The organism is Candidatus Caccoplasma merdavium, assembly GCA_018715595.1.
Lineage (GTDB): Bacteria > Bacteroidota > Bacteroidia > Bacteroidales > UBA11471 > Caccoplasma > Caccoplasma merdavium.
In genome coordinates, this window is record DVLI01000015.1 from 16,897 (window position 1) to 37,317 (window position 20,421).

Genomic DNA, 20,421 nt, shown 5'->3' on the forward strand with positions numbered 1-20,421 from the left:
CCCTTCGTTATGAACAATCAAAATGTTATCCCAAATAGGTTTTGAGCAACTTGCTGCGCGAGCTTTGACGCAGGCGGCGAATGGCTTTTTCCTTGATTTGACGTACGCGTTCACGGGTCAAACCGAATTTGTCGCCGATTTCTTCCAGCGTCATTTCCTGACAGCCTATGCCGAAGAACATCTTGATGATGTCGCTTTCGCGTTCGGTGAGAGTGGCCAGCGCACGGTCTATTTCTTTGGCGAGCGACTCGTTTATGAGCGAGCGGTCGGCGATGGGGGAGTCGTCATTGACCAGGACGTCGAGCAGGCTGTTGTCTTCGCCTTCGACAAAAGGCGCGTCGACCGAGATGTGCCGGCCCGATACTTTCATCGTGTCGGAGATTTTGTCGACGGGAATGTCCAGCTCTTTGGCCAATTCTTCGGGCGAGGGGCGGCGTTCGTTCTCTTGTTCAAATTTTGAGAATGCTTTGCTGATTTTGTTGAGCGAACCGACTTGGTTCAGAGGCAAGCGAACGATGCGCGATTGCTCGGCCAATGCTTGAAGAATGGACTGACGAATCCACCACACGGCATAAGAAATGAATTTGAATCCGCGGGTCTCGTCGAACTTTTCGGCGGCTTTTATCAGTCCCAAATTGCCTTCGTTGATAAGGTCGGGCAGGCTGAGTCCCTGGTTTTGGTACTGTTTGGCTACCGAGACGACAAAACGCAGATTGGCGCGTGTGAGCTTTTCCAAAGCGGCACGGTCGCCTTTCTTGATGCGCTGGGCGAGCTCTACCTCTTCTTCTACCGAAATCAAGTCCTCACGACCTATTTCCTGCAAGTATTTGTCAAGAGATGCGCTCTCCCTGTTGGTGATTGATTTTGTGATTTTTAATTGTCTCATTCCGCAGAATAAATTTGGGGACGCAAATATAATATATTTCTCTCATATTATGTTCCCCGTTGTCGTATTTTTTAAGAAAAAGAGCGTTTATAAGAATAACTGCCGGAGCGGCATTTTATTGTGCGGCTCCGGCAGGTTCTGTTTGTGTGTCTCAGTCGATGAGCGGAACGGCGTAGTAGGCGGCGCGTCCGTTGGGGTACAAGCCTTTGATAAACATTACTTTGTCTCTTGTTTCTCCGCGCATGAGCGATTGGAATACGGCTTCGACGTTTTTCACGTTCATGATTCTCTCACCGTTGATGTCGAGAATTACAAATCCGTCGCGTATGCCGGCCTTCTTGAATTGGCCTTCTTTGACCTTGGCCACTTCCACGCCGCCGCGTATGCGGAGTTTGTTTTTCAACTCATCGCTCGCCTCTTTGAGGGTTGCTCCCAGCATGTCGATGTTCGAGGCTTTGGTGACCTCGGTGTTGCCGTCGCTGTTTTTGAGGGTGGCGTCGGCCTCTTTCTTGTCTTTCCCTCTGAAATATTCGATTTTTACTTTGTCACCGGGCCGGTAACGGGCAATCTGTTCTTGCAAGATGGCCACGGTGGGTGTGGCCACGCCGTTGATGGCTACGATGACGTCGCCGCTTTCGAGACCGGCTTCGAGGGCAGCGCTACGTTCGCTCACCTCGGCCACATACACCCCTTTGCGCAGTTCGATTTTCTTCTCCTTGGCCAGTTGGTCGTTCATCTCCATGATGGAGACGCCGAGCATGGCGCGTTGCACGGTGCCATATTGTTTCAGGTCGGTAATGACCTTGCTCACGATGCTGGTGGGTATGGCAAAGGAGTAGCCGGCGTAATTGCCCGTCTCGGAATAGATGGCGGTGTTGATGCCCACCAGCTCTCCGGCGGTATTTACCAAGGCTCCGCCACTGTTGCCGGGATTCACGGCGGCGTCGGTCTGGATAAACGATTCTATGCCCATGCGGCTGCTGGGGGCAATCATGCCGAGATTACGCGACTTGGCACTGACGATGCCCGCCGTGACGGTGGAGTTGAGCTGGAACGGGTTGCCCACGGCGAGCACCCATTCGCCCACTTGCAACTTGTCGGAGTCGCCAAAGCGTACGATGGGGAGTTTCTCGGCGTCGATTTTCAGCAGGGCCAGGTCGGTAACCGGGTCGCAGCCGATGAGAGTAGCCTCGAACGAGCGCTTGTCGTTGAGGGTAACCTCTATTTTGTTGGCCTGGTCTATGACGTGGTTATTGGTGACGATGTATCCGTCTTCCGAGATGATGACGCCCGAACCCATGCCCACACGCGGTTGCGGGGTGTAGTCGCGGCGACCCTGCCCGAAGAAATAGCGGAAGAGTTCCTCTTCCATGCTGCCCGACGAGCGTTGCTGCTGCATGGTGGTCGACTTGATGCTCACCACGGCGTTTACCGTGCTGGCGGCAGCCCGGGTGAAGTCGGTTTCTACGGCCGGCCGCGAAACGACGGGAGTAAAGGTCGTGGGGGTGGCGTAGGCGCTTGGGTCGGTATCGGCGTTGATTGATGTCGTTTCGCTCTTGTCTTGCAGGGTCGAGAAAAGGGCGATGCTGGTGGCCGAACTTACGCCCGCTACCACCAGAAGGGCAAGTAACGTTTTCTTGAACGATGTCATGGATATAAGGATTAAATGTTAATGATATGTCTGATTTAAGATTTTGACTCGTTAAAATTAATACAATGCGCGTGCCGTTGTTCACAATCCCGATGCAACTTAGTTATTTTTAATATAGCCGGTTAAGGACTTAACAGCCCTTAACCGAACGATGCCTTTTCGAAATAGGGTTGTGTCATATTTTCATTTGGTTGCCATCCTTCACTGTCACGCAGTCAGTCGGTGTATCGTTTTTTTTCGTGCCGATTTTTTTGTCAGCAGTTGGCAGAACGCCCGAAATGTGCTATCTTTGCCTTTTAGCAGCAGGACAGTCTGTCGCTCGCGGCAACGTGAGAGGAAAGTCCGGGCAACACAGAGCACCATATTTCTTAACGGGAAGCTGTCCGCAAGGGCAGAGTAGCGTAACAGAAAATAACCGCTGTTTCGGCAGTAAGGGTGAAAAGGTGAGGTAAGAGCTTACCGGTCTTTGTGGCGACACAGGGAGCCGTACGCCTTATGGGTTGCAAGGTTATGTACACCGGCGTTATGAGGGCTGCTCGTCCCATGCCGGGGGGTAAACCGCTCGATCTTTGTGGCAACACAAAGGCTAGATAAATGACAGACGCTTTCCTTCGGGAAGGTACAGAACCCGGCTTATCGTCCTGCTGTTTTTTATTATAAAAAGAAATCGCCATGGCCGTATCGAAACAAAAGAAGTGGCGCATTATTTTCCTTCGCGCATATCGGTTTATCATTTACGATATGTGGCGCATTACCGGAAATGAAGTTTCGGTGAGTCGTCACCGTCTTATCAATCTGGTAAAAACCATTTACCTTTCGGTACAACGTTTTTTGGCCGATGACCTGCAATCCAAGGCCGCGGCGCTCACATTCAGTACGCTGCTGGCGGTGGTGCCGGCCTTGGCGCTGGTGTTTGCCGTGGCCAAAGGGTTTGGTTTCCAGGCCATCGTGCAGAGTCAGCTTTTCGACTATTTCCCGGCGCAGCGTGAGGCTTTGGAGCAAGCCATGACCTTTGTCGACTCCTATCTGTCGCATACCAAAGACGGCATTTTTGTGGGGGTGGGTATTATCTTCCTCATCTGGTCGGTGGTGAGCCTGTTGAACAGTGTCGAGACGACGTTCAACGATATATGGCAGGTTACCAAGCAGCGGTCGATATATCGCAAGATTGTCGATTACATTGCCATCATGGTGTTGCTCCCCGTGCTGATGATTGTCGCGGCCGGATTGTCGATATTCGTTACCTCGGGCATCGATACCCGACCCATGCTGGTCTTCCTGAGTCCCGTCTTGCGGGTGGCATTGGCGGTGAGCCCCTATGTCCTCACCTGCATCGTTTTCACGGCTCTCTACCTGTTGGTGCCCAATACGCGGGTCAAATTTTGGAATGCGTTTGTGTCGGGCGTCCTGTGCGGCCTTTCGTTCCAGTTGTTGCAGATTATCTACATACACGGCCAGGTGTGGGTGTCGCGCTATAATGCCATCTATGGCAGTTTCGCGTTTCTCCTGCTGTTCCTGTTGTGGATGTGGTTTTCGTGGCTGATATGCCTCTTCGGGGCGGTGCTTTCCTATTCTTCCCAAAATGTGGAGAAATTCAATTTCGACAAAGACATAAAAAACATCAGCCGTCGTTATCGCGATTATGTGACGCTCATTGTGGCGTCGGTCATCGTGCACCGCTTCGTGCGTGGCGATACGCCGCTTACGCGGCATCAGATTGCCTCGTCGTGCCACATTCCCGTGCGGCTCACCGGGCAGGTGTTGCAGCAACTCATGGCGGCGAAAATCGTGCGGGATACGCCCACTGCTGATGAGCGCGTGTGGGCGTATATGCCGGCCATCGACGTCTCCAAGTTGAGCGTGGGCATGCTTCTGCGTCGCATCGACCGGTGTGGCTCGGAGAATTTCAAAATCGATCGGCGCGTCTATCACAAGCAATGGTGGGCCATGCTCGATACCCGCGAAAAGATGTACCAAAAAGGAGATGAGATACTCATCAAGGATTTGACGTTTGGTCGCTCGGAGGATAATGAAAAAAACGAATCATTTTAAAATCACCCTTTTATGCGTACATTGGGAAATATCATTTGGATTGTTTTCGGCGGTTTCATGATGGCTGTCGAGTATTTCGTGGCCGGTTTTGCCCTATGTTGCACCATTATCGGCATACCGTTCGGTTTGCAGGTTTTCAAAATCGGAATCCTGGCTTTGCTGCCTTTCGGACAGACATCGGTTGTCGAGGACGGCAGTCGGGGTTGCTTGGCCATTTTTATGAATGTGATATGGATTTTGTTTGCAGGTATCGGGATTGCCCTGAGCCATTTGTTTTGGGGGCTTCTTTTCTGCATCACCATTATCGGCATACCGTTTGGCAGGCAACATTTCAAACTTATGCGGGTGGCCTTCTTCCCCTTCGGGCGGACGATTGTTCCCGATTGAAGAAATTATGTCCCTGGAATCATAAAACGAGAGAGCCCGGAAAATCGTTCCGGGCTCTCTCGTTTTGGGGAGTGAGACGTTTATTTGTTTTTCTTCCACAGCTTGCTCATGTCTTCGAGGGTCTTGCCTTTGGTCTCGGGAACGAGCTTCCACACAAAGATGGCGGCAATGATGCAGATGATGCCGTAGAGGGCATAGACAAACATGTGACCGAATTTCTCGCCCATGTCACCGGCACTCATGTTATACATCGGCACGAAGGTCGACGACACGATGAAGTTGAATATCCACTGGAATGCCACGGCTATGGCCACGGCGGCACCGCGTATGGTGTTGGGGAAAATCTCGGCGATGAGCACCCAGCAGATGGGACCCCATGAGAACATGAACGAGGCCGAGTAGACCATGATGCTGACAACCGACACGATGGGAGGCAGGGTCACCAGGTTGCACAGGGCTACCATCAAGGCGCCGATGGCCATGCCTATGGAGCCGGTGATGAGCAGCGGCTTGCGGCCCAGTTTCTCGACCGTAAATACGGCCACGAGGGTGAAGGTGATGTTTACGATACCCATGATGACGGTCTGTATCATCGGGTTGCCCATGCCCATGCTTTCGAATATGCGGGGGGCGAAGTAGAGCACGGCATTGATACCTACGGCCTGTTGGAACACGCTGAGCATGATACCGATGAAGATGACCAGCCAACCATAGGTGAAGAGTTTTTCGGTCTTTTCCTGGGCGGTAGCCTTGATTTCGGCCAAAATGATGCGGGCTTGCGAGATGCCGTTGATGCGGCTCAGTACCGAGAGAGCCTTTTCGTCGTTGCCGCTCATGGCCAGGTAACGGGGCGTTTCGGGAACAAGCAGTACGAGCAGCGTGAAGAGTCCGGCCGGGAAGGCTTCGCTCACAAACATCAGACGCCAGCCGGTTTCGGTGGCCCAAAGCGACTCGGTCGGATTCAGAATCTGGTTGATGCCGTCGATGGCTTTGATGACGGGGTTGATGTTGTCGCCCAGAATCAGGAAGTTGACAAAATAGACCACCAACTGTCCGAAGATGATGGCAAACTGGTTCCACGATACCAAGGTGCCCCGTATGTTGCTCGGGGCTATCTCGGCGATATACATGGGGCAGATGGCCGATGCCAGTCCGACACCGACACCTCCCAATATGCGGTAGAAGTTGAATGCGACGAGCAGCGGGTAGGTGGGCTTGCCGTATTCAAAGAAGAGGAACTCGGGGTAGTATGAGCCGAGGGCCGAGAGGAAAAAGAGGACACCGGCGATGAAAAGCGATTTTTTTCGTCCGAAATTTGAGGCAAAGAAACCCGAGAGGGCACTACCTATGATGCAACCGATGAGCGCGCTCGATGCGGTGAAGCCATGGATGGCGTCGGAGTAGACAAAGTCTTTTGCTCCCATGAAGAAGGCTTGCAAGCCTTTGTCGGCGCCGGAGATGACGGCCGTATCATAACCGAACAACAAGCCTCCGATGACGGCCACCATGACGATGGATATAAGGTAGGCTTTGTTGCCTTTTTCTGCGTAATTCATGATATTAAGTCTTTTGATTTAGGGGGTTGAATTTTAGGGTTGCGATAAAGTGTCCGATAGCAGAGCCGGCTGATGCCGGTTCTGCTACCAAACACCGATTATCAAAGCTTATGCGGCTAATTAGCAATACATGTTGAGGATAGCCTCGTAGAGCTCCTGTTTGCCGCTGGTCTGTTTGGGTTCGCCTTTGGCTTTGGCATAGGCGACAACGTCTTCGAGTTTGAGTTTTCCTTCTTCAAACTCTTTGCCCTTGCCTGTGTCGAACGAAGCGTAGCGGTCGGCCAGCATTTTCTTGTAGGGCGACTCGTTGAGCAGGGCGGCTGCACTTTCGAGGGCACGGGCCATGGCGTCCATACCGGCGATGTGGGCGATGAAGATGTCTTCGAGGTCGGTCGAGTTGCGACGGGTCTTGGCGTCGAAGTTGGTACCGCCGTTTCCGAGACCGCCGTTGCGAATGATTTGCATCATGGCTTGGGTGAGCTCATAGTTGTCGATGGGGAATTGGTCGGTATCCCAACCGTTCTGGTAGTCACCCCGGTTGGCGTCGATGGAGCCGAGCATGCCGTTGTCGACGGCTACGGCCAGTTCGTGTTCGAAGGTGTGGCCGGCCAGTGTGGCGTGGTTTACTTCGATGTTCACTTTGAAGTCTTTGTCCAAGCCGTGGGCTTTGAGGAATCCGATAACGGTTTCGGTGTCGACATCGTATTGGTGTTTGGTCGGTTCCATCGGTTTGGGCTCGATGAGGAACGTGCCTTTGAACCCTTTGGCGCGGGCGTAGTCGCGGGCGATGGTGAGCATTGTGGCGAGGTGTTCTTTTTCGCGTTTCTGGTCGGTGTTGAGCAGCGACATGTAACCTTCACGTCCGCCCCAGAACACATAGTTCGAACCGCCGAGCTCGATGGTGGCGTCGATGGCGTTTTTGATTTGTACGGCAGCGCGGGCCACAACGTCGAAGTCGGGGTTGGTGGCGGCACCGTTCATATAGCGGGCGTGGCCGAATACGTTGGCTGTTCCCCACAACAGTTTGATGCCGGTCTCGGCTTGTTTCTGTTTGGCATAAGCCACGATTTCTTTCATGTTGGCTTCGTATTCTTCGATGCTGTTTCCTTCTTCGATGAGGTCTACATCGTGGAAGCAGTAGAATTCGATGCCCATTTTCTGCATGATTTCAAAGCCGGCGTCCATTTTGTTTTTGGCGCGTTCCAAGGCTGTTGCACCTTGATTCCAAGGGAATTTCTTCGTTCCCCCACCGAATTGGTCGCCGCCTTCGGCGCAAAGGGTATGCCACCAGGCCATCGAGAAACGCAGCCAGTCTTTCATTTTTTTGCCGTTGATGACTTTCTCGGCATCGTAATAGCGGAAAGCCATCGGGTTTTTACTCTCTTTTCCTTCAAATTTGATTTTTCCTATCTGAGGAAAGTACTCTTTTGTTGCCATAGTTTTGTGTGATTTGTATGGATTATTATTTGATAAGGTTTTCTACAATGTCTTTCCATCGGGCATAAGCCTCCTTGTATGCTGCGATATTGCGGGTTTCGGGCTCGATGACCTGTATTTTTTTGAGCGAGGAGAAAGCCTCTTCGGTCGATTTGTAAATACCGGCTCCGATACCGGCTCCCTTGGCGGCTCCTACCGAGCCGTCGGTGTCGTAGAGCTCGATGGTGGCCTCGGTGACGCCGGCCAGTGTATCGCGGAAGATGGGGCTCAGGAACATGTTGGCGTGACCGGCTTTGATGGTGTGTATGTCGATGCCGATGCTTTCCATGATTTCCATGCCGTATTTAAAGGAGAACACGATGCCTTCTTGGGCTGCCCGCATGAGATGGTAGCGGTCGTGGCGGTTGTAGTTGAGGCCGTGTATCGAGGCGCCTACCTCCTTGTTTTGCAATATGCGCTCGGCACCGTTGCCAAAGGGGACGATGCTCACGCCGTCGCACCCTATCTCGACTTGCGAGGCCAGCAGGTTCATGCTGGCATAGGAAATGTCTTCGGGGGCGACGTTGCGTTTTATCCAGGAGTTGAGAATGCCTGTGCCGTTGATGCAGAGCAGCACGCCCAAACGTGTTTGTCCCTTTTTGTGGTTGACGTGGGCAAAGGTGTTTACGCGTGACAGGGGGTCGTAGTTGACGGTGCCGTTGATACCGTAGACCACCCCCGAAGTCCCGGCCGTGGAAGCTATTTCGCCCGGATTGAATACGTTGAGCGAAAGGGCATTGTTGGGTTGGTCGCCGGCTCGGTAGGTGACCGGCGTGCCGGCGGTGAGTCCCAGTATTTGGGCGGCATGGTTGCCGACGGCACCTTGTATGCCGAATGTGGGGACAATCGGGGCGATGATGCTCTCGTCGAACCCGTAGTGGGCGAGCAGCTCCTTGGAGATGCAGTCGTTCTTGAAATCCCAGAAGATGCCTTCGGAAAGTCCCGAAACGGTGGTGCGGATTTCTCCGGTGAGACGCATGGCGATGTAGTCGCCGGGGAGCATGATTTTATCGATTTTCTCGAATATTTCGGGCTCGTTTTCCTTTATCCACGCCAGTTTCGAGGCCGTGAAGTTGCCCGGCGAGTTGAGCAGGTGTTCGAGGCAGAATTGTTTGCCCAGCGTGTTGAATGCCTGTTCGCCGTAAGATACGGCGCGGCTGTCGCACCAAATGATGGCCGGGCGCAGCACATTCTGATTCTTGTCGACAACGATGAGGCCGTGCATTTGGTAAGAGATGCCGATGGCTTTTATTTCCGAGCCGTCGATGTCGGCTTGGCTCAGTACCGAGCGGGTGGCAGCTTGCAGGTTGGCCCACCACTGTTCCGGGTCTTGTTCGGCCCAACCGTTTTTCTTGGCAATGATTTCCATCTCCTTTTTGGGAGAAAAGTCACTGGCTACACACATTCCCGTCAGTGCATCGACAAGCGAGGCTTTGACCGACGAGCTGCCTATGTCATATCCTAATAAATACATGGTCGTTTACTTTTAGATAGTTGTGTTTCGCTGTAAAGATACGTTTTTTTGATTATATCTGAAAAGTAAAAATCGGTCTTTTTTCATCTCGGATGAGAATTTCGATAGCGCTTTGTTTTATAACCGTTTATTCCTGTTTTTTTACCGGGAGGACGGGATTTGTTCCGGCCGGGTGGATTTTTAGACCGTTTCGGGAAGTCAAAAAGTCGGCTTTGTGTATGAACAAATGGACGGAAAATTTTATCTTTGTCGCAACGAATACCAAATCTTGTATAGTTATGAAAACCGTTATTGCAACTACGGCCGCTCCTGCGGCTATCGGGCCTTATTGTCAGGCCGTGAAAGTGGGGAATATGCTGTTTACTTCGGGTCAAATACCTATCGACCCCGCTACTTCGCAGTTTGTCGAAGGAGGTATCAAGGAACAGACAGCTCAGGTTTTTGCCAATCTGAAAGCGGTTTTGGCCGAAGCCGGATATACGTTCGACGATGTCGTGAAGACGACGGTCTTTTTGGCCGACATGTCTCTTTTTGTTCCGATGAACGAGGTGTATGCAGCACAGTTCACCGGTACTTTCCCTGCTCGTTCGGCCGTGGCTGTCAAAGAACTGCCCAAAGGCGCTTTGGTCGAGATAGAGGTGATTGCCGTGAAATAAAGACGACTTCCCTTGTAGAAGAAAGCGACGGCCGGAGTCCTGCGGCCGTCGCTTTCTGTTTCGGACAATCCCTTGTGTGACCGAAAATTCAGAAATCGTATAACCGTATTATTGATGATATGAAACTACGCGATAAACAGGTGGTGGCTATCACCGGGGCAGCAGGTAACTTGGGAAATATATTGGCACTGAACATGGCCGACGATGAGGTGTTTTTGCGCCTATTGTGGCACAATACACCGATAGACCCTTCGTTGACGCAACGAGCCAACGTAACGACTTGCCGTGTCGATTTGGCTCGTCAGGGAACGCTGGTCGGGGCTTTTGATGGCGTTGATACTGTTGTGCATTTTGCCGGAGTGCTTTTTCGCGGAAATCCCGAAAAATTTTTGCCGCAGACCAATGTCGGCTATTTTGCCAACGTGCTCGACGTTGCGGTAACGGCTGGGGTGCGGCGAGTCGTATTGATTAGTTTTCCTCATGTCGAGGGGGAGACCACTCCCGAGCGTCCGGCAACAGGAAGGCTTGATGGAAACCCTCTTTCGGTTCATGCGGCGACTCGTCTCGAAGAGGAAAAATTGTTGATGTCCCGTCCCGGAATAGAGAAGGTGATATTGCGTTGCGGCATGGTTTACGGTCGGGGTATTTTGATGATTGATGCCGCCCGTTGGTTTTCCCGTTACGGGTTGTTGGGAATATGGCGGAAGCCTAATTTTATCCATCTGATTTCGACCGATGATTTTGTAGCGGCAACGAAAGCTGCCGTTATAAATCCTGCCGCCGGGGGCGTTTATCACATAGGTGATGACGGGGTGCAGACGTTGGCCGAATTTTTAGATGCGGCTACCGGCCATTGGCACACGTTCAGGCCGTGGCGTATGCCGGTGTGGCTCATACGCACGGCGGCGTGGGTGTTCGAACGGGTTTCTCTTGTGACGGGTTGTCGTGCACCGCTCACGCAAGACTTTGTTACCATCGGACGTGTTTCGTATTATGGCGATACCTCCCGTATGAAAAAAGATTTGTTGCCCAAGTTGAAATACCCCACATTCAGGGACGGAATCGATACCCTGTAAGCCCCGGGACGGGAGGCGTCGTAACCGGGCTCTGACAGGAAAAAGTCGGGCGGGGAACCTCCTACAAAGGTTCCCCGCCCGATGTCGTTTAGGGGTATGAGCCGATAGGGCTTATTGGGTGATAATCACTTGGCGGGTTTTGCCTACCTTCACGATGTAGGCGGCGCCGCTGCGGAGTGATGTTTGAGTCGACGTGTTGTTGACGGTAAAGTGGGCTACTAATTGACCGGTTAGCGTGTAAACTTCGGCTTGCTGTCCTTCGGCTCCATGGATGGTAAGGAGTCCGTTGGCGTAGCTGATGGTTATGTTTTCGACGGTAACGGCTTCGATGGCTGTGGTCTTGTCGAACGTGAGGGTGTAGGTGTGGACATTCTCGGGATTGACGGCGATGTCGTTGCCTTCGACGGTGATGGTCAAGACATTGTCCGAAATTTCGGTCGAGACCGAGGCGCCTCTGCCGTCGGAGACAGCTACTATGTCATCGGCCTGGGGCACTTGACCTTCGACGGTGTAGGTGTATGTTTCCTGGTCAAACCCTTCCAGGGCGACACCGGCGATGGTGATGGAGTCGAGTTTGGAGTTGTAAATCATCGTGATGTCGTCGACGTAGAGGGTGTCTTTTTCGGAGCCGCCGGCCACGGGGTTGGTGGTTATCGAGGCCAGCATGTACTGTTCGCCTTCGGCTGCGGTGAGGCCGGTGTAGGTAAAGGGGGCACAGAAGCGGGTCCATTCGCCGGCCTGCGGAATCAGAACGGCGGCTTCGGCCACTTTGTGCGAGTCGTCACCGCTCTGTTCGGGATCGTGGTATTCATATTTGTCGTGGAGGATAAACCGTCCGCGGCCGTTTTCGCTACCGCCCGAGATGAATTTGGCATAGAGGCATACCGAGTCGGGCTGTCCGGCGAAGAGGAGGTTGTGTCCCTCGTTGTCGAGGTCGGTGTAGTTGTGGTTGCTCGGGTCGGTGGGAGTCATGTTGCCCATGTTGATGATTCCGGTGGTGAGGTTGCCGTTGGCTTTGGCCAACCAGAGGTTTTTTGAGTTGAGTCTCACGGCCGTACCCCCGTTGCGTCCCTCAACCTTCACCGGGGCGGGTGACATGGAAGCGAAAGTGGCATAGCTGCCCGTAGCCGATGCGAAAGAGTTCCAACCGTAGCCGGGCTCTTTGTCCGAGACCCAGTGCTCGAAGTCGGAGTTGGGTATCTGGTAGCCATCGTTTTTTATTTCGATGGGTTCATCTTGTGCAAAAGTCGGGCAGAGTATGAGCCCTGCTGCGAATGTGGAGAGTAGAAGTTTTTTCATGTTTCAGGTGTTTTAAATTCGCAGCAAAGGTATGTGTTTCTTGGTGGAATAATAAAACTTTTGACGTCTTTTTGAGTTTTTAAAGTTTATTCATAAAGAAATGTAATAATGTAGCGGCACACGATGTCTCCGCCGATGACACCGGCTACATAGCCCAGCAGGAGTCTCCACCCGCGCAGGTTGCATGAAGTTTTCAGCGCCACGACCAGCCAGCAGAGGACAAGGGCGAGAAACAGTATCGACGGTACCAGCCAACCCATGACCGGCAGCCAGCTGCTGTTTTGTGTCATCTCGCCGATGAGTTGTTCGGGGGTGAGGGCGAGGAATGTTTGTACCTGTCGGGGCAGATAAAAAAGGCTCATGACGGCAAAAGGTATTTGGGCAAAAGCCGTTGTGCCGAATACATCGATGAGGCGTATGCGCGAGGGCGAGAGCAAAAGCCCCGACAGATAAAATATCGAGGACGGGACGAGCCACACGACGAGATGTTCGGCCACATAGCACCACCATGCGTCGTTAGGGGCGGAGCCGTAGTGCATCAATCCGTGGTAATGCAGATGCGCCGTCATAGACACGATTGTCGCCACGGCCATACCGAGCAGCCCCCATGTCAGGGCTTTTCCGCCGGCGATGGTATAGAACGGGTTTGCGAAGAACGATGGGCGGGTGTTGTTTTGAGGACGATTCATGATAACGGTGTTTTAGGGGTTTGAGGGGGAGATGTGTCGGAGTTTTTCGATAAGGTCGTCGAGAATGTTGCGCACGGTGGGGTAGCTCACCCCCATGGTGCGGGCCATGTCTTTGAGGCTGCCGCTCGATTTGATGAAGTCGAGGACGAACTGTTGTTCTTTCTCGGTGAGACGTGCCAACGGCGGCAAATCAAATTCGCCGCACACTTTTGTGCCGCATTCGTTACAAAACAGTTCGCTCACTTTCAGGGGGGTATCGCAGCTCGGGCAAGTCAGCGGCAATTTTTTCGGTGTATTCATTGTTTGCTTATTTATTGGCACAAATGTAAATTATATTTTTATAATATCAAAATACAGTTGAATAAAATTTATTCTGCATTCCTTTTTATTGAAAACAGAAACGCCCGAGGTCGTCGGGCGTTATGATGGAGTGGGTGGGAACGAAGGTGTGGGAGCGGCGAGGGGGCATCGTCGCAGGGGGTGACCAAACGGCTTTACCCGAGAGCGGCCAGCAAGTCGGCCACGACAAAACTGCTGCCGCCGACAAATACAAAATCGTTGGCGTTGCTGTCGTTCAGGGCGGCCTGGTAGGCTTCGGCTACCGATGCGTACACCTCGCCCCGCAGACCTTTCTCGGCGGCCTTGTCGCGCATGACGCTGGCCGGCATGGCACGCGGTATCGAGGCTTGGGTGAAGTAGTAGACCGCCGAGTGCGGGAGCATGGCCAGCACACCCGAGATGTCCTTGTCGTTGACCATGCCGAAGACGATGCGCAGGGTCGCGCATTTTATCGAGGCGAGTTGCTCCACGATATATTGAAATCCGCCCACGTTGTGGCCTGTGTCGCAGTAGGCGCGGGGAGAGAGGTTCACCTGTTGCCAGCGGCCTTGCAGTCCGGTGAGTGTGGTCACATGGGCAAAGCCTTCGCGCACGGCTTCGGGGGTGATGGCAAAGCCCTCCTTGCGCAGCAGGCGCAGGGCGCAGAGCAGTGTGGCGGCATTCTTTTCCTGGCAGAATCCCCCCAGTTCGTAGGTGATGAACCCGAAGTCGCGGCTGTCGATGGCCCACTGTCCGAGGTCGTTTTTGCGGCAGGAGGTCATCACGTCGCATTCCTGGGCAAAGAATATCGGGGCCGACTCTTCGCGGGCTTTCTCCTCGAAGACGCGGCGCACATCGCCTTCGGCTTCGCCGATGACGACCGGTATGCCGCTCTTGATGATGCCGGCCTTTTCGTGGGCGATGGCCGTGAGCGTGTTGCCGAGCAGGGCCATGTGGTCGTAGCTGATGTTGGTGATGACACAGGCGCGGGGCGTGATGATGTTGGTGCTGTCGAGACGCCCGCCGAGGCCGGTCTCGATGACCGCCACATCGGCGTGGCAGGCGGCGAAGTAGTCAAAGGCCATCATCATCGTCAGTTCGAAAAACGACGGGTGTATCTCGCGGCTTGCGTCGAGGTATTTGCGGGTAAATTCGAGAACCGCTTCGCGCGTAATCATTTCGCCGTCGACCCGTATGCGTTCTCTGAAATCGACCAGGTGCGGCGAGGTATACAGTCCCACCCGGTAGCCGCTCTTTTGGAGTACGGCGGCCAAAACGTGGCTGGTCGACCCCTTGCCGTTGGTGCCGGCAACGTGTATGGTGGCGTAGCGGCGATGGGGGTGCCCCACCAGCGCGTCGAGAGCCAGGCTGTTGCCCAATCCCGGCTTGTAGGCCGACTGACCTACCTGCTGGAAAACGGGAAGTTGACGATAAAGATATTGAAGAGTTTCTTCGTAGTTCATGGTCAGTATATTAAAAATCCGGCCACGCCGGCCAGTACAATCAACAATATGGCATTCACCTTGAAAAAGAAATTGGCCGCCAGCACGGCGCCGAAGATGAGCAGGCTCACGACAAACTGCCGTGTGTCGCCCGTGGGAGAGCCGAAGTTTTCGGTGTTCATCAGCACCAGGGCCGCCGAGGCGATGAGCCCGATGACCGCCGGACGCAACCCTGCAAACGTGTCGGTGACGTGCCGGTTGTCGTGGTATCGCATAAAGAAGCGGTAGAGAATGAGCATCACGATAAACGAGGGCAGCACCAGCGCGAAGGTCGCCAATGCCGACCCCCACACGCTTCCCGTGGCCGTGTAGCCGATGTAGGTGGCCGAGTTGATGCCGATGGGGCCGGGAGTCATCTGGCTGATGGCAATGATGTCGGTAAATTCCTGAGGCGTGAGCCACTCGTGGCGCGTGACCACCTCGCCTTGAATCATCGAGAGCATGGCATATCCGCCGCCGAACCCGAACAATCCGATTTTGAAGAACGAATAGAACAGTTGCAACCAAATCATCTCGCACCTCGCTTTCTCTTTATGGCACCATAGGCATATCCGCCGATGCCGGCAATGAGCACCACCCATATCGGCGAGAAGTCGAGCAGCCAAATGAGCAGGGCGGCCACTATCGGTATCCATAAGTTATGCCGGTTGATGCGTGCCGACTTGCCGAGTTTGAATACCGGTGCGGCAATGAGAGCCACCACGGCCGGACGTATGCCTTTGAAGATGCGCTCCACCACCTCGTTGTCCTGGAAACGCTGGAAAAACATGGCGATGAGCAGTATGATGATGAACGATGGCAGCACCGTGCCCAACGTGGCCGTTATCGCACCACCAATGCCCCTGATGCGGTAGCCCGTGGCAATCGATATGTTCACTGCCAAGATACCCGGAGCCGATTGCGAGAGGGCCAGCATATCCACAAACTCCTCGCTCTCGATCCACTGTCTTTTGCGCACCAGTTCCTCCTCGATGATGGGTACCATGGCATATCCCCCGCCGATGGTAAACGAGCCTATCTTGAAAAAAGACCAAAAGAGTTGTAAAAATATCATCTCTCAAAAACATTTTTCCGGGACGGGAATACCCGGAAGTCGGTAATCTGTTTTCCAGGAACGTTGAGGAGCTGCAAAACGACGACAAAGGTAGACAAAAAATCAGAAACTGTTTGGTAATATCGAAAAATCGCTTACCTTTGCAACGCTTTTCGGGAAAACGGTGCATGCACCATTCCCGTTCAAGGCAAGGAGAGATGGCGGAGTGGTCGATCGCGGCGGTCTTGAAAACCGTTGAACTGAGAGGTTCCGGGGGTTCGAATCCCTCTCTCTCCGCGATAAGTGGTGTAAATCAAGCATTTGCAAGATTTACACCCTTTTTTTACACCCAAGAATGTAAGTTTGGGTGTTTTAGCTATATTAAAGACCATGCATAATACAAAGTATGGGATTGTAAACAATGCCAACGGGAGGATAGCAAGTTTGTGTTTTGGTATGCCCATAACCGTTTGCTATCTTCCCGCTGGTCAATAGCCTTACTCTAAATTACGGTTCTGCAATTCCAAGAAACTTGCTCATACGCTCAACACACTTCTTTTTCTGACTAAGGTTTGGATGCACATACAGGTTAAGTGTTGTCGCCACATTGGAATGACCGAGTATTACGCTAACTGTCTTGTAATCGCATTGGCTTTCTATGCACCGGGTTGCAAAGGTGTGCCTAAGCCCATGAAATACGATTTGAGGTATGCCGAGACGCTTTAACAACCGGGAAAAATAGTCACGATAAGAGCGTGGCTCTTTGGAATGTTCTGATGTGCCGACCACAAACGGAGAAGCAGATACTTTCTTGACTGTTTTCAGACATTGAAACAAATGTTTGGAGATGGGTATCTCGCGGCATGAATTTTTTGTTTTGGGTGATGACTGTATTTTCTCTGTGGATTTCAACTCGCAATTATAAACCCGTCCAATGGTATGCCTTACTGTGATAATCCGTTGGCGGAAGTCCACATCTTGCCATTGCAGTGCGCACACTTCTCCTATTCTCATGCCAGTGCAGAGAGTCAACAGCACACCGATATTCTGTGCTGTCGGTTTTTCTATCAGATGTCGCATTAGTATGCGTTGATGTTCTATTGCCAAAGTTGGCAATCGGTTCATTTCCGTATCTGTAGGATATTCTATTTCCCAATCCTCGAATGGGAAAATCTTATGTTTTCTTCCGTATTTGACTACAGATTTTAATACGACTACCATATCCCTTACGGTTTTACGAGCAAGGCCGCATGAAAGTTTATGAATGACAAACTGTTGAACATCATCTTCTGTGATGGCTGTCTTTGTACCGAAATAAGGCAGTAAATGGGTTTGCAGCGTCAGTAAATAAGCACACATGGTAGAGTGCTTTACGATTGGGCGTTTTGTTTCGCACCAGCTTTTTGAAATTTCTTGAAATGTTTTCTGCATATACAATTTTGAGGGAATTAATACTTTCATAACTCCCTCAAAATACGTATATTCTGCGATATATTACATTATTTGTTGCCTTTTGAACGGTTATGTGTCTTACACAGCATTTCGCAATTCTCAATAGACGTAGCACCGCCTTTGCTCCATGCGGTCACATGGTCGGCATCCATTTCGTTAAGCTTGTAAATCCGTGTCTTGTTGGCATTGTCACCGATGGCACATAACGGACAGTTGGATATGCCTTTTTCTTTCGCCGCCTCGGTTTGGCGAGTGTATGCCACCTTTTTTGTCGATTCTTCAAATAAGCGGATTTGAAGCAGGCTTTTTTCTTGTTCGCCTCCTAATACATACTCATAGATATTGCGTGGGCATTTGATACTCTCGTCCGCTTGTAAGGCGAGGATGCGCTCCGTTACGTGGTCGGGACTATAAGGGGTGTTGTGGTAGGTTTCATAAAGCCGCCCCCATTCCAGACCACACATATCACGTTCGGTCATAGTGAATGTAGTGGAAACCCAGTCTAAAACGGAACGGAAATAATTTTCAAGTTCGTTTATGGACTTGTCACGACGGTGCAAACTCATATATGCGTCAATGGTCATTCCCTTGCTGGCGCATACCCATTTTAAGGCTTCAGCCAAATAATCCTGTCGTTTCACATCCCCTTTTACGTAGTGGCTCCATTTTTGAACTTCTGCATTTTGCGAATTACTGAACACACGCTTTGCAGCCGTGACGAACTCGCCCGAATAGATGGCATTGCGCAGTTCCTGCTCGTTAAGCGGTATTCCTACAATGTTAATGGTTTTGAACCATTCCTTTATTTCTCTTTCTTCACCCTCGCATTCGTAGATGAGCAATGAAGATTGCATTATCTTTTGTTGTTCTTCAACGGGAAGACCGCTGAAGTATTCTTCACGACCTCCATAAATTATGGCAAACTTCCCTGTGACGAACCGACCGAAAGACGTAATACGTTGTTGACCATCAAGAACTTCAAAACGACCATCATTTGTGCGATTGAAATATATAAGTCCTATTGGATAACCTTTCAGTAATGATTCGATGACTGCCACATCCCGTTTGCCGTCATTGTAGATATAATGACGTTGATACTCTGGCTGAATAGTAAGTCGCCCATCAAGTCCGAATAGTCCCTTACCTTCCAATTCATTGTATGTAAAACCTTTGCAGACATCTGCAACTGTCCATTCTGTATGTAATGTTGTCTTCATATATTTTTTTGTTTTTAAGTTGAAATCTTAGGGATAACAAAGACATGGTTTGGTAGTGCTTCTAAAATTTATCCCGAACAAATCCAAGTTGACCGTCAAGGGAAAAAATCCAAAGTAACAAAACTCAATGATGGGGCTGTATTGCATCATCCACAAATCCCTCAGAATGAGACTTATTATATAGTTGATGGAAAGTATTACACTCAAGTATATGCAAGAGTCCTTATCAGGCATATCGGATTATAATTTGCGAATGAGTAATCGAGCATATGTTGAAGTTAAGGAGCCATTATACCTGATAGCACCTCTCCGATTCAAATCTGTCCAATTAGGAGTATCAGAGATGACATATTCTTTGGTTTTTAACCCCCATTCATTTCCTCTATCAGTTATCCCTAAGATTTCAAATTGCTCCGGACAATACTTATCCAAGAAGGAAATAGGAACCCCCATAACGCCATCATAATCTGAGGGAATAGCATCTGTAAAAGGAACTTCTATGGCATCGTAATTATCATAATGGTCATAAGAGACTTTCCCTTTTATCTCTTTGTGTCTTGAAAAACGAAGATTGTCTGCCATGGTCATCAAAGGAAGTGGTTCATGACGCCGCCCATGGTCTATGTTAGTAAACCACCGTACACCTTTTACCCTAATAAACTTTCTCCCATTCTCATCAATTCTCCATCCTGCCGCATTCAAAGGATACTCATCGGGAACTTCAAATTCCCTATCTCCACTATGAATAGAATATCCCATCCACATTTTATTTTCTTTAATTAAAGGGAATGTTTCTTTGTATGTTACAGCATTCATATTTCCGATAATAATGAACTTTTTATTAGCTGAAACAATCCAAGCTAAAAATTCTCGAAAGAGAGAAAATGGAGGATTAGTAATAATAATATCTGCTTCATCACGTAATTCTGAAACTTCTTTGCTTCTAAAATCACCATCTCCATTAAGATATTCCCAATGCAGATCATCAATGTTTATTCTTCCATCACCAGATAAATCTTTATCAAGAATGAATATCTTTCCTTTTGTTTGGGCCTTTGACGGGTCAAATTGTGGAGCATCTATTTCAAACAAAGTGGGTTCAGACAATAGCCTCATTTTCTTTGCATCTGGTGCATAGCTTGTAGAAATCAACTTTTTCAATCCAAGTTCATCGAACTTGGCGGCGAAATAACGGGTAAAGTTACTCCATTCAGGGTCATCGCAAGGTAATAAAACTGTCTTGCCCCTGAACACGTTTGGGTCATATTCAAGGTATGCATTCATTTCCACCTCAATGTCGTGGAATTGAGTATAGAATTCATCGTTTTTAGCTGCCTTCGCTTCCTTCAAATTACTATTTGCCATCGTTTCTTCTTTTTGTTGTTTACTAAGCTATCAACTAATTTTATTAGGTATTAACAAGTCTCTGACATCAACATTCAGAATGTCTGCAATTTGATATAAAACGGGAATGGGAGGCTGCACCTTGTTCGTAGCATACAGATTGACCATATTGAAAGTCTTTCCAAGTCTGTTTGCCAATTCCGTTTGGCTAATTCTTTTAGCCTCCAACACCTCTTTTATTCGGTTCATATTCACATTCTTTTGTCTGATGGGTACAAAAGTATAAAATTTAATTTGGTAAATGCGCATTTTTCAAAGGAAAGTATTACCTTTACATCACGTAACCCGTTTAA

Annotated in this window: 19 protein-coding genes, 1 tRNA gene and 1 other RNA gene; 6 read left to right on the forward strand and 15 right to left on the reverse strand. The window is 50.6% G+C overall.

Annotated features, from left to right (window positions below; genetic code table 11):
• Positions 1–25 precede the first annotated feature (25 nt).
• Both IAD09_04590 and IAD09_04595 read right to left on the reverse strand, forming a co-directional pair.
• Positions 26–886 (reverse strand): RNA polymerase sigma factor RpoD/SigA, encoded by an 861-nt coding sequence (locus IAD09_04590; GenBank protein ID HIT81501.1) that lies wholly within the window; start codon positions 884–886, stop codon positions 26–28.
• A gap of 151 nt (positions 887–1,037) precedes the next feature.
• The gene (locus tag IAD09_04595) at positions 1,038–2,537 is read right to left on the reverse strand and encodes a Do family serine endopeptidase (protein ID HIT81502.1); all 1,500 of its coding nucleotides are present in this window, start codon (positions 2,535–2,537) and stop codon (positions 1,038–1,040) included.
• 299 nt (positions 2,538–2,836) lie between these two features.
• Between IAD09_04595 and rnpB the strand changes: the two genes are divergently transcribed.
• From rnpB to IAD09_04610, 3 genes are all read left to right on the forward strand, one after another.
• Positions 2,837–3,189, forward strand: an RNA gene (gene rnpB, locus IAD09_04600) — RNase P RNA component class A.
• Between the two features lie 20 nt (positions 3,190–3,209).
• Complete coding sequence (locus IAD09_04605) at positions 3,210–4,589, forward strand: YihY/virulence factor BrkB family protein (GenBank protein HIT81503.1); 1,380 nt, start codon at positions 3,210–3,212, stop codon at positions 4,587–4,589.
• 12 nt (positions 4,590–4,601) lie between these two features.
• Positions 4,602–4,976, forward strand: coding sequence for a YccF domain-containing protein (locus IAD09_04610; protein HIT81504.1), 375 nt, complete (start codon positions 4,602–4,604; stop codon positions 4,974–4,976).
• Between the two features lie 80 nt (positions 4,977–5,056).
• Here the strand turns inward: IAD09_04610 and xylE are convergent, their stop codons facing one another.
• The 3 genes from xylE to IAD09_04625 all read right to left on the reverse strand — a co-directional run bounded on the left by xylE (position 5,057) and on the right by IAD09_04625 (position 9,482).
• A complete protein-coding gene (xylE, locus tag IAD09_04615) occupies positions 5,057–6,532 on the reverse strand; it encodes a D-xylose transporter XylE (GenBank protein HIT81505.1) in 1,476 nt (491 codons plus the stop codon).
• A 120-nt stretch (positions 6,533–6,652) separates the two neighbouring features.
• Positions 6,653–7,969, reverse strand: coding sequence for a xylose isomerase (gene xylA / locus IAD09_04620; protein HIT81506.1), 1,317 nt, complete (start codon positions 7,967–7,969; stop codon positions 6,653–6,655).
• Positions 7,970–7,994: 25 nt separating this feature from the next.
• Positions 7,995–9,482 (reverse strand): carbohydrate kinase, encoded by a 1,488-nt coding sequence (locus tag IAD09_04625; GenBank protein HIT81507.1) that lies wholly within the window; start codon positions 9,480–9,482, stop codon positions 7,995–7,997.
• A gap of 278 nt (positions 9,483–9,760) precedes the next feature.
• Here IAD09_04625 and IAD09_04630 point away from each other — a divergent pair, with 278 nt between their 5' ends.
• Both IAD09_04630 and IAD09_04635 read left to right on the forward strand, forming a co-directional pair.
• A complete protein-coding gene (locus IAD09_04630) occupies positions 9,761–10,138 on the forward strand; it encodes a RidA family protein (GenBank protein HIT81508.1) in 378 nt (125 codons plus the stop codon).
• 119 nt (positions 10,139–10,257) lie between these two features.
• Positions 10,258–11,214, forward strand: a complete 957-nt coding sequence (locus IAD09_04635) for an NAD-dependent epimerase/dehydratase family protein (GenBank protein HIT81509.1) — start codon at positions 10,258–10,260, stop codon at positions 11,212–11,214.
• Positions 11,215–11,325: 111 nt separating this feature from the next.
• Here the strand turns inward: IAD09_04635 and IAD09_04640 are convergent, their stop codons facing one another.
• The 6 genes from IAD09_04640 to IAD09_04665 all read right to left on the reverse strand — a co-directional run bounded on the left by IAD09_04640 (position 11,326) and on the right by IAD09_04665 (position 16,076).
• Positions 11,326–12,513, reverse strand: a complete 1,188-nt coding sequence (locus IAD09_04640) for a hypothetical protein (GenBank protein ID HIT81510.1) — start codon at positions 12,511–12,513, stop codon at positions 11,326–11,328.
• 86 nt (positions 12,514–12,599) lie between these two features.
• Positions 12,600–13,202, reverse strand: a complete 603-nt coding sequence (locus IAD09_04645; protein HIT81511.1) for a hypothetical protein — start codon at positions 13,200–13,202, stop codon at positions 12,600–12,602.
• Between the two features lie 12 nt (positions 13,203–13,214).
• On the reverse strand, positions 13,215–13,502 hold the full coding sequence (locus IAD09_04650) for a DUF2089 family protein (GenBank protein HIT81512.1): 288 nt from the start codon (positions 13,500–13,502) through the stop codon (positions 13,215–13,217).
• Positions 13,503–13,696: 194 nt separating this feature from the next.
• Positions 13,697–14,983, reverse strand: coding sequence for a bifunctional folylpolyglutamate synthase/dihydrofolate synthase (locus IAD09_04655; protein HIT81513.1), 1,287 nt, complete (start codon positions 14,981–14,983; stop codon positions 13,697–13,699).
• Positions 14,984–14,985: 2 nt separating this feature from the next.
• Entirely contained in the window at positions 14,986–15,534 is a 549-nt protein-coding gene (locus IAD09_04660; protein HIT81514.1) for a chromate transporter, read from the reverse strand.
• Positions 15,531–16,076: a chromate transporter gene (locus IAD09_04665; protein HIT81515.1), complete on the reverse strand. Its 546-nt coding sequence runs from the start codon at positions 16,074–16,076 to the stop codon at positions 15,531–15,533. Before IAD09_04665 ends, IAD09_04660 begins: the two co-directional genes overlap by 4 nt.
• A 191-nt stretch (positions 16,077–16,267) precedes the next feature.
• Here IAD09_04665 and IAD09_04670 point away from each other — a divergent pair.
• Positions 16,268–16,352, forward strand: a tRNA-Ser gene (locus tag IAD09_04670).
• A gap of 210 nt (positions 16,353–16,562) precedes the next feature.
• Here IAD09_04670 and IAD09_04675 read toward each other — a convergent pair.
• The 4 genes from IAD09_04675 to IAD09_04690 form a co-directional block, all read right to left on the reverse strand.
• Entirely contained in the window at positions 16,563–17,492 is a 930-nt protein-coding gene (locus IAD09_04675; GenBank protein ID HIT81516.1) for a site-specific integrase, read from the reverse strand.
• A gap of 62 nt (positions 17,493–17,554) precedes the next feature.
• Positions 17,555–18,724, reverse strand: coding sequence for a DUF262 domain-containing protein (locus IAD09_04680; protein HIT81517.1), 1,170 nt, complete (start codon positions 18,722–18,724; stop codon positions 17,555–17,557).
• 240 nt (positions 18,725–18,964) lie between these two features.
• Positions 18,965–20,089: an adenine-specific methyltransferase EcoRI family protein gene (locus IAD09_04685; GenBank protein HIT81518.1), complete on the reverse strand. Its 1,125-nt coding sequence runs from the start codon at positions 20,087–20,089 to the stop codon at positions 18,965–18,967.
• Positions 20,090–20,119: 30 nt separating this feature from the next.
• Positions 20,120–20,317 (reverse strand): helix-turn-helix transcriptional regulator, encoded by a 198-nt coding sequence (locus IAD09_04690; protein ID HIT81519.1) that lies wholly within the window; start codon positions 20,315–20,317, stop codon positions 20,120–20,122.
• Positions 20,318–20,421 lie beyond the last annotated feature (104 nt).

Bases quoted from the DNA above. Each gene is read 5' to 3' on its own strand.
- IAD09_04590 (HIT81501.1), bottom strand. From the start codon at position 886: ATGAGACAATTAAAAATCACAAAATCAATCACCAACAGGGAGAGCGCA.
- IAD09_04595 (HIT81502.1), bottom strand. From the start codon at position 2,537: ATGACATCGTTCAAGAAAACGTTACTTGCCCTTCTGGTGGTAGCGGGC.
- IAD09_04605 (HIT81503.1), top strand. From the start codon at position 3,210: ATGGCCGTATCGAAACAAAAGAAGTGGCGCATTATTTTCCTTCGCGCA.
- IAD09_04610 (HIT81504.1), top strand. From the start codon at position 4,602: ATGCGTACATTGGGAAATATCATTTGGATTGTTTTCGGCGGTTTCATG.
- xylE (HIT81505.1), bottom strand. From the start codon at position 6,532: ATGAATTACGCAGAAAAAGGCAACAAAGCCTACCTTATATCCATCGTC.
- xylA (HIT81506.1), bottom strand. From the start codon at position 7,969: ATGGCAACAAAAGAGTACTTTCCTCAGATAGGAAAAATCAAATTTGAA.
- IAD09_04625 (HIT81507.1), bottom strand. From the start codon at position 9,482: ATGTATTTATTAGGATATGACATAGGCAGCTCGTCGGTCAAAGCCTCG.
- IAD09_04630 (HIT81508.1), top strand. From the start codon at position 9,761: ATGAAAACCGTTATTGCAACTACGGCCGCTCCTGCGGCTATCGGGCCT.
- IAD09_04635 (HIT81509.1), top strand. From the start codon at position 10,258: ATGAAACTACGCGATAAACAGGTGGTGGCTATCACCGGGGCAGCAGGT.
- IAD09_04640 (HIT81510.1), bottom strand. From the start codon at position 12,513: ATGAAAAAACTTCTACTCTCCACATTCGCAGCAGGGCTCATACTCTGC.
- IAD09_04645 (HIT81511.1), bottom strand. From the start codon at position 13,202: ATGAATCGTCCTCAAAACAACACCCGCCCATCGTTCTTCGCAAACCCG.
- IAD09_04650 (HIT81512.1), bottom strand. From the start codon at position 13,502: ATGAATACACCGAAAAAATTGCCGCTGACTTGCCCGAGCTGCGATACC.
- IAD09_04655 (HIT81513.1), bottom strand. From the start codon at position 14,983: ATGAACTACGAAGAAACTCTTCAATATCTTTATCGTCAACTTCCCGTT.
- IAD09_04660 (HIT81514.1), bottom strand. From the start codon at position 15,534: ATGATTTGGTTGCAACTGTTCTATTCGTTCTTCAAAATCGGATTGTTC.
- IAD09_04665 (HIT81515.1), bottom strand. From the start codon at position 16,076: ATGATATTTTTACAACTCTTTTGGTCTTTTTTCAAGATAGGCTCGTTT.
- IAD09_04680 (HIT81517.1), bottom strand. From the start codon at position 18,724: ATGAAGACAACATTACATACAGAATGGACAGTTGCAGATGTCTGCAAA.
- IAD09_04685 (HIT81518.1), bottom strand. From the start codon at position 20,089: ATGGCAAATAGTAATTTGAAGGAAGCGAAGGCAGCTAAAAACGATGAA.
- IAD09_04690 (HIT81519.1), bottom strand. From the start codon at position 20,317: ATGAACCGAATAAAAGAGGTGTTGGAGGCTAAAAGAATTAGCCAAACG.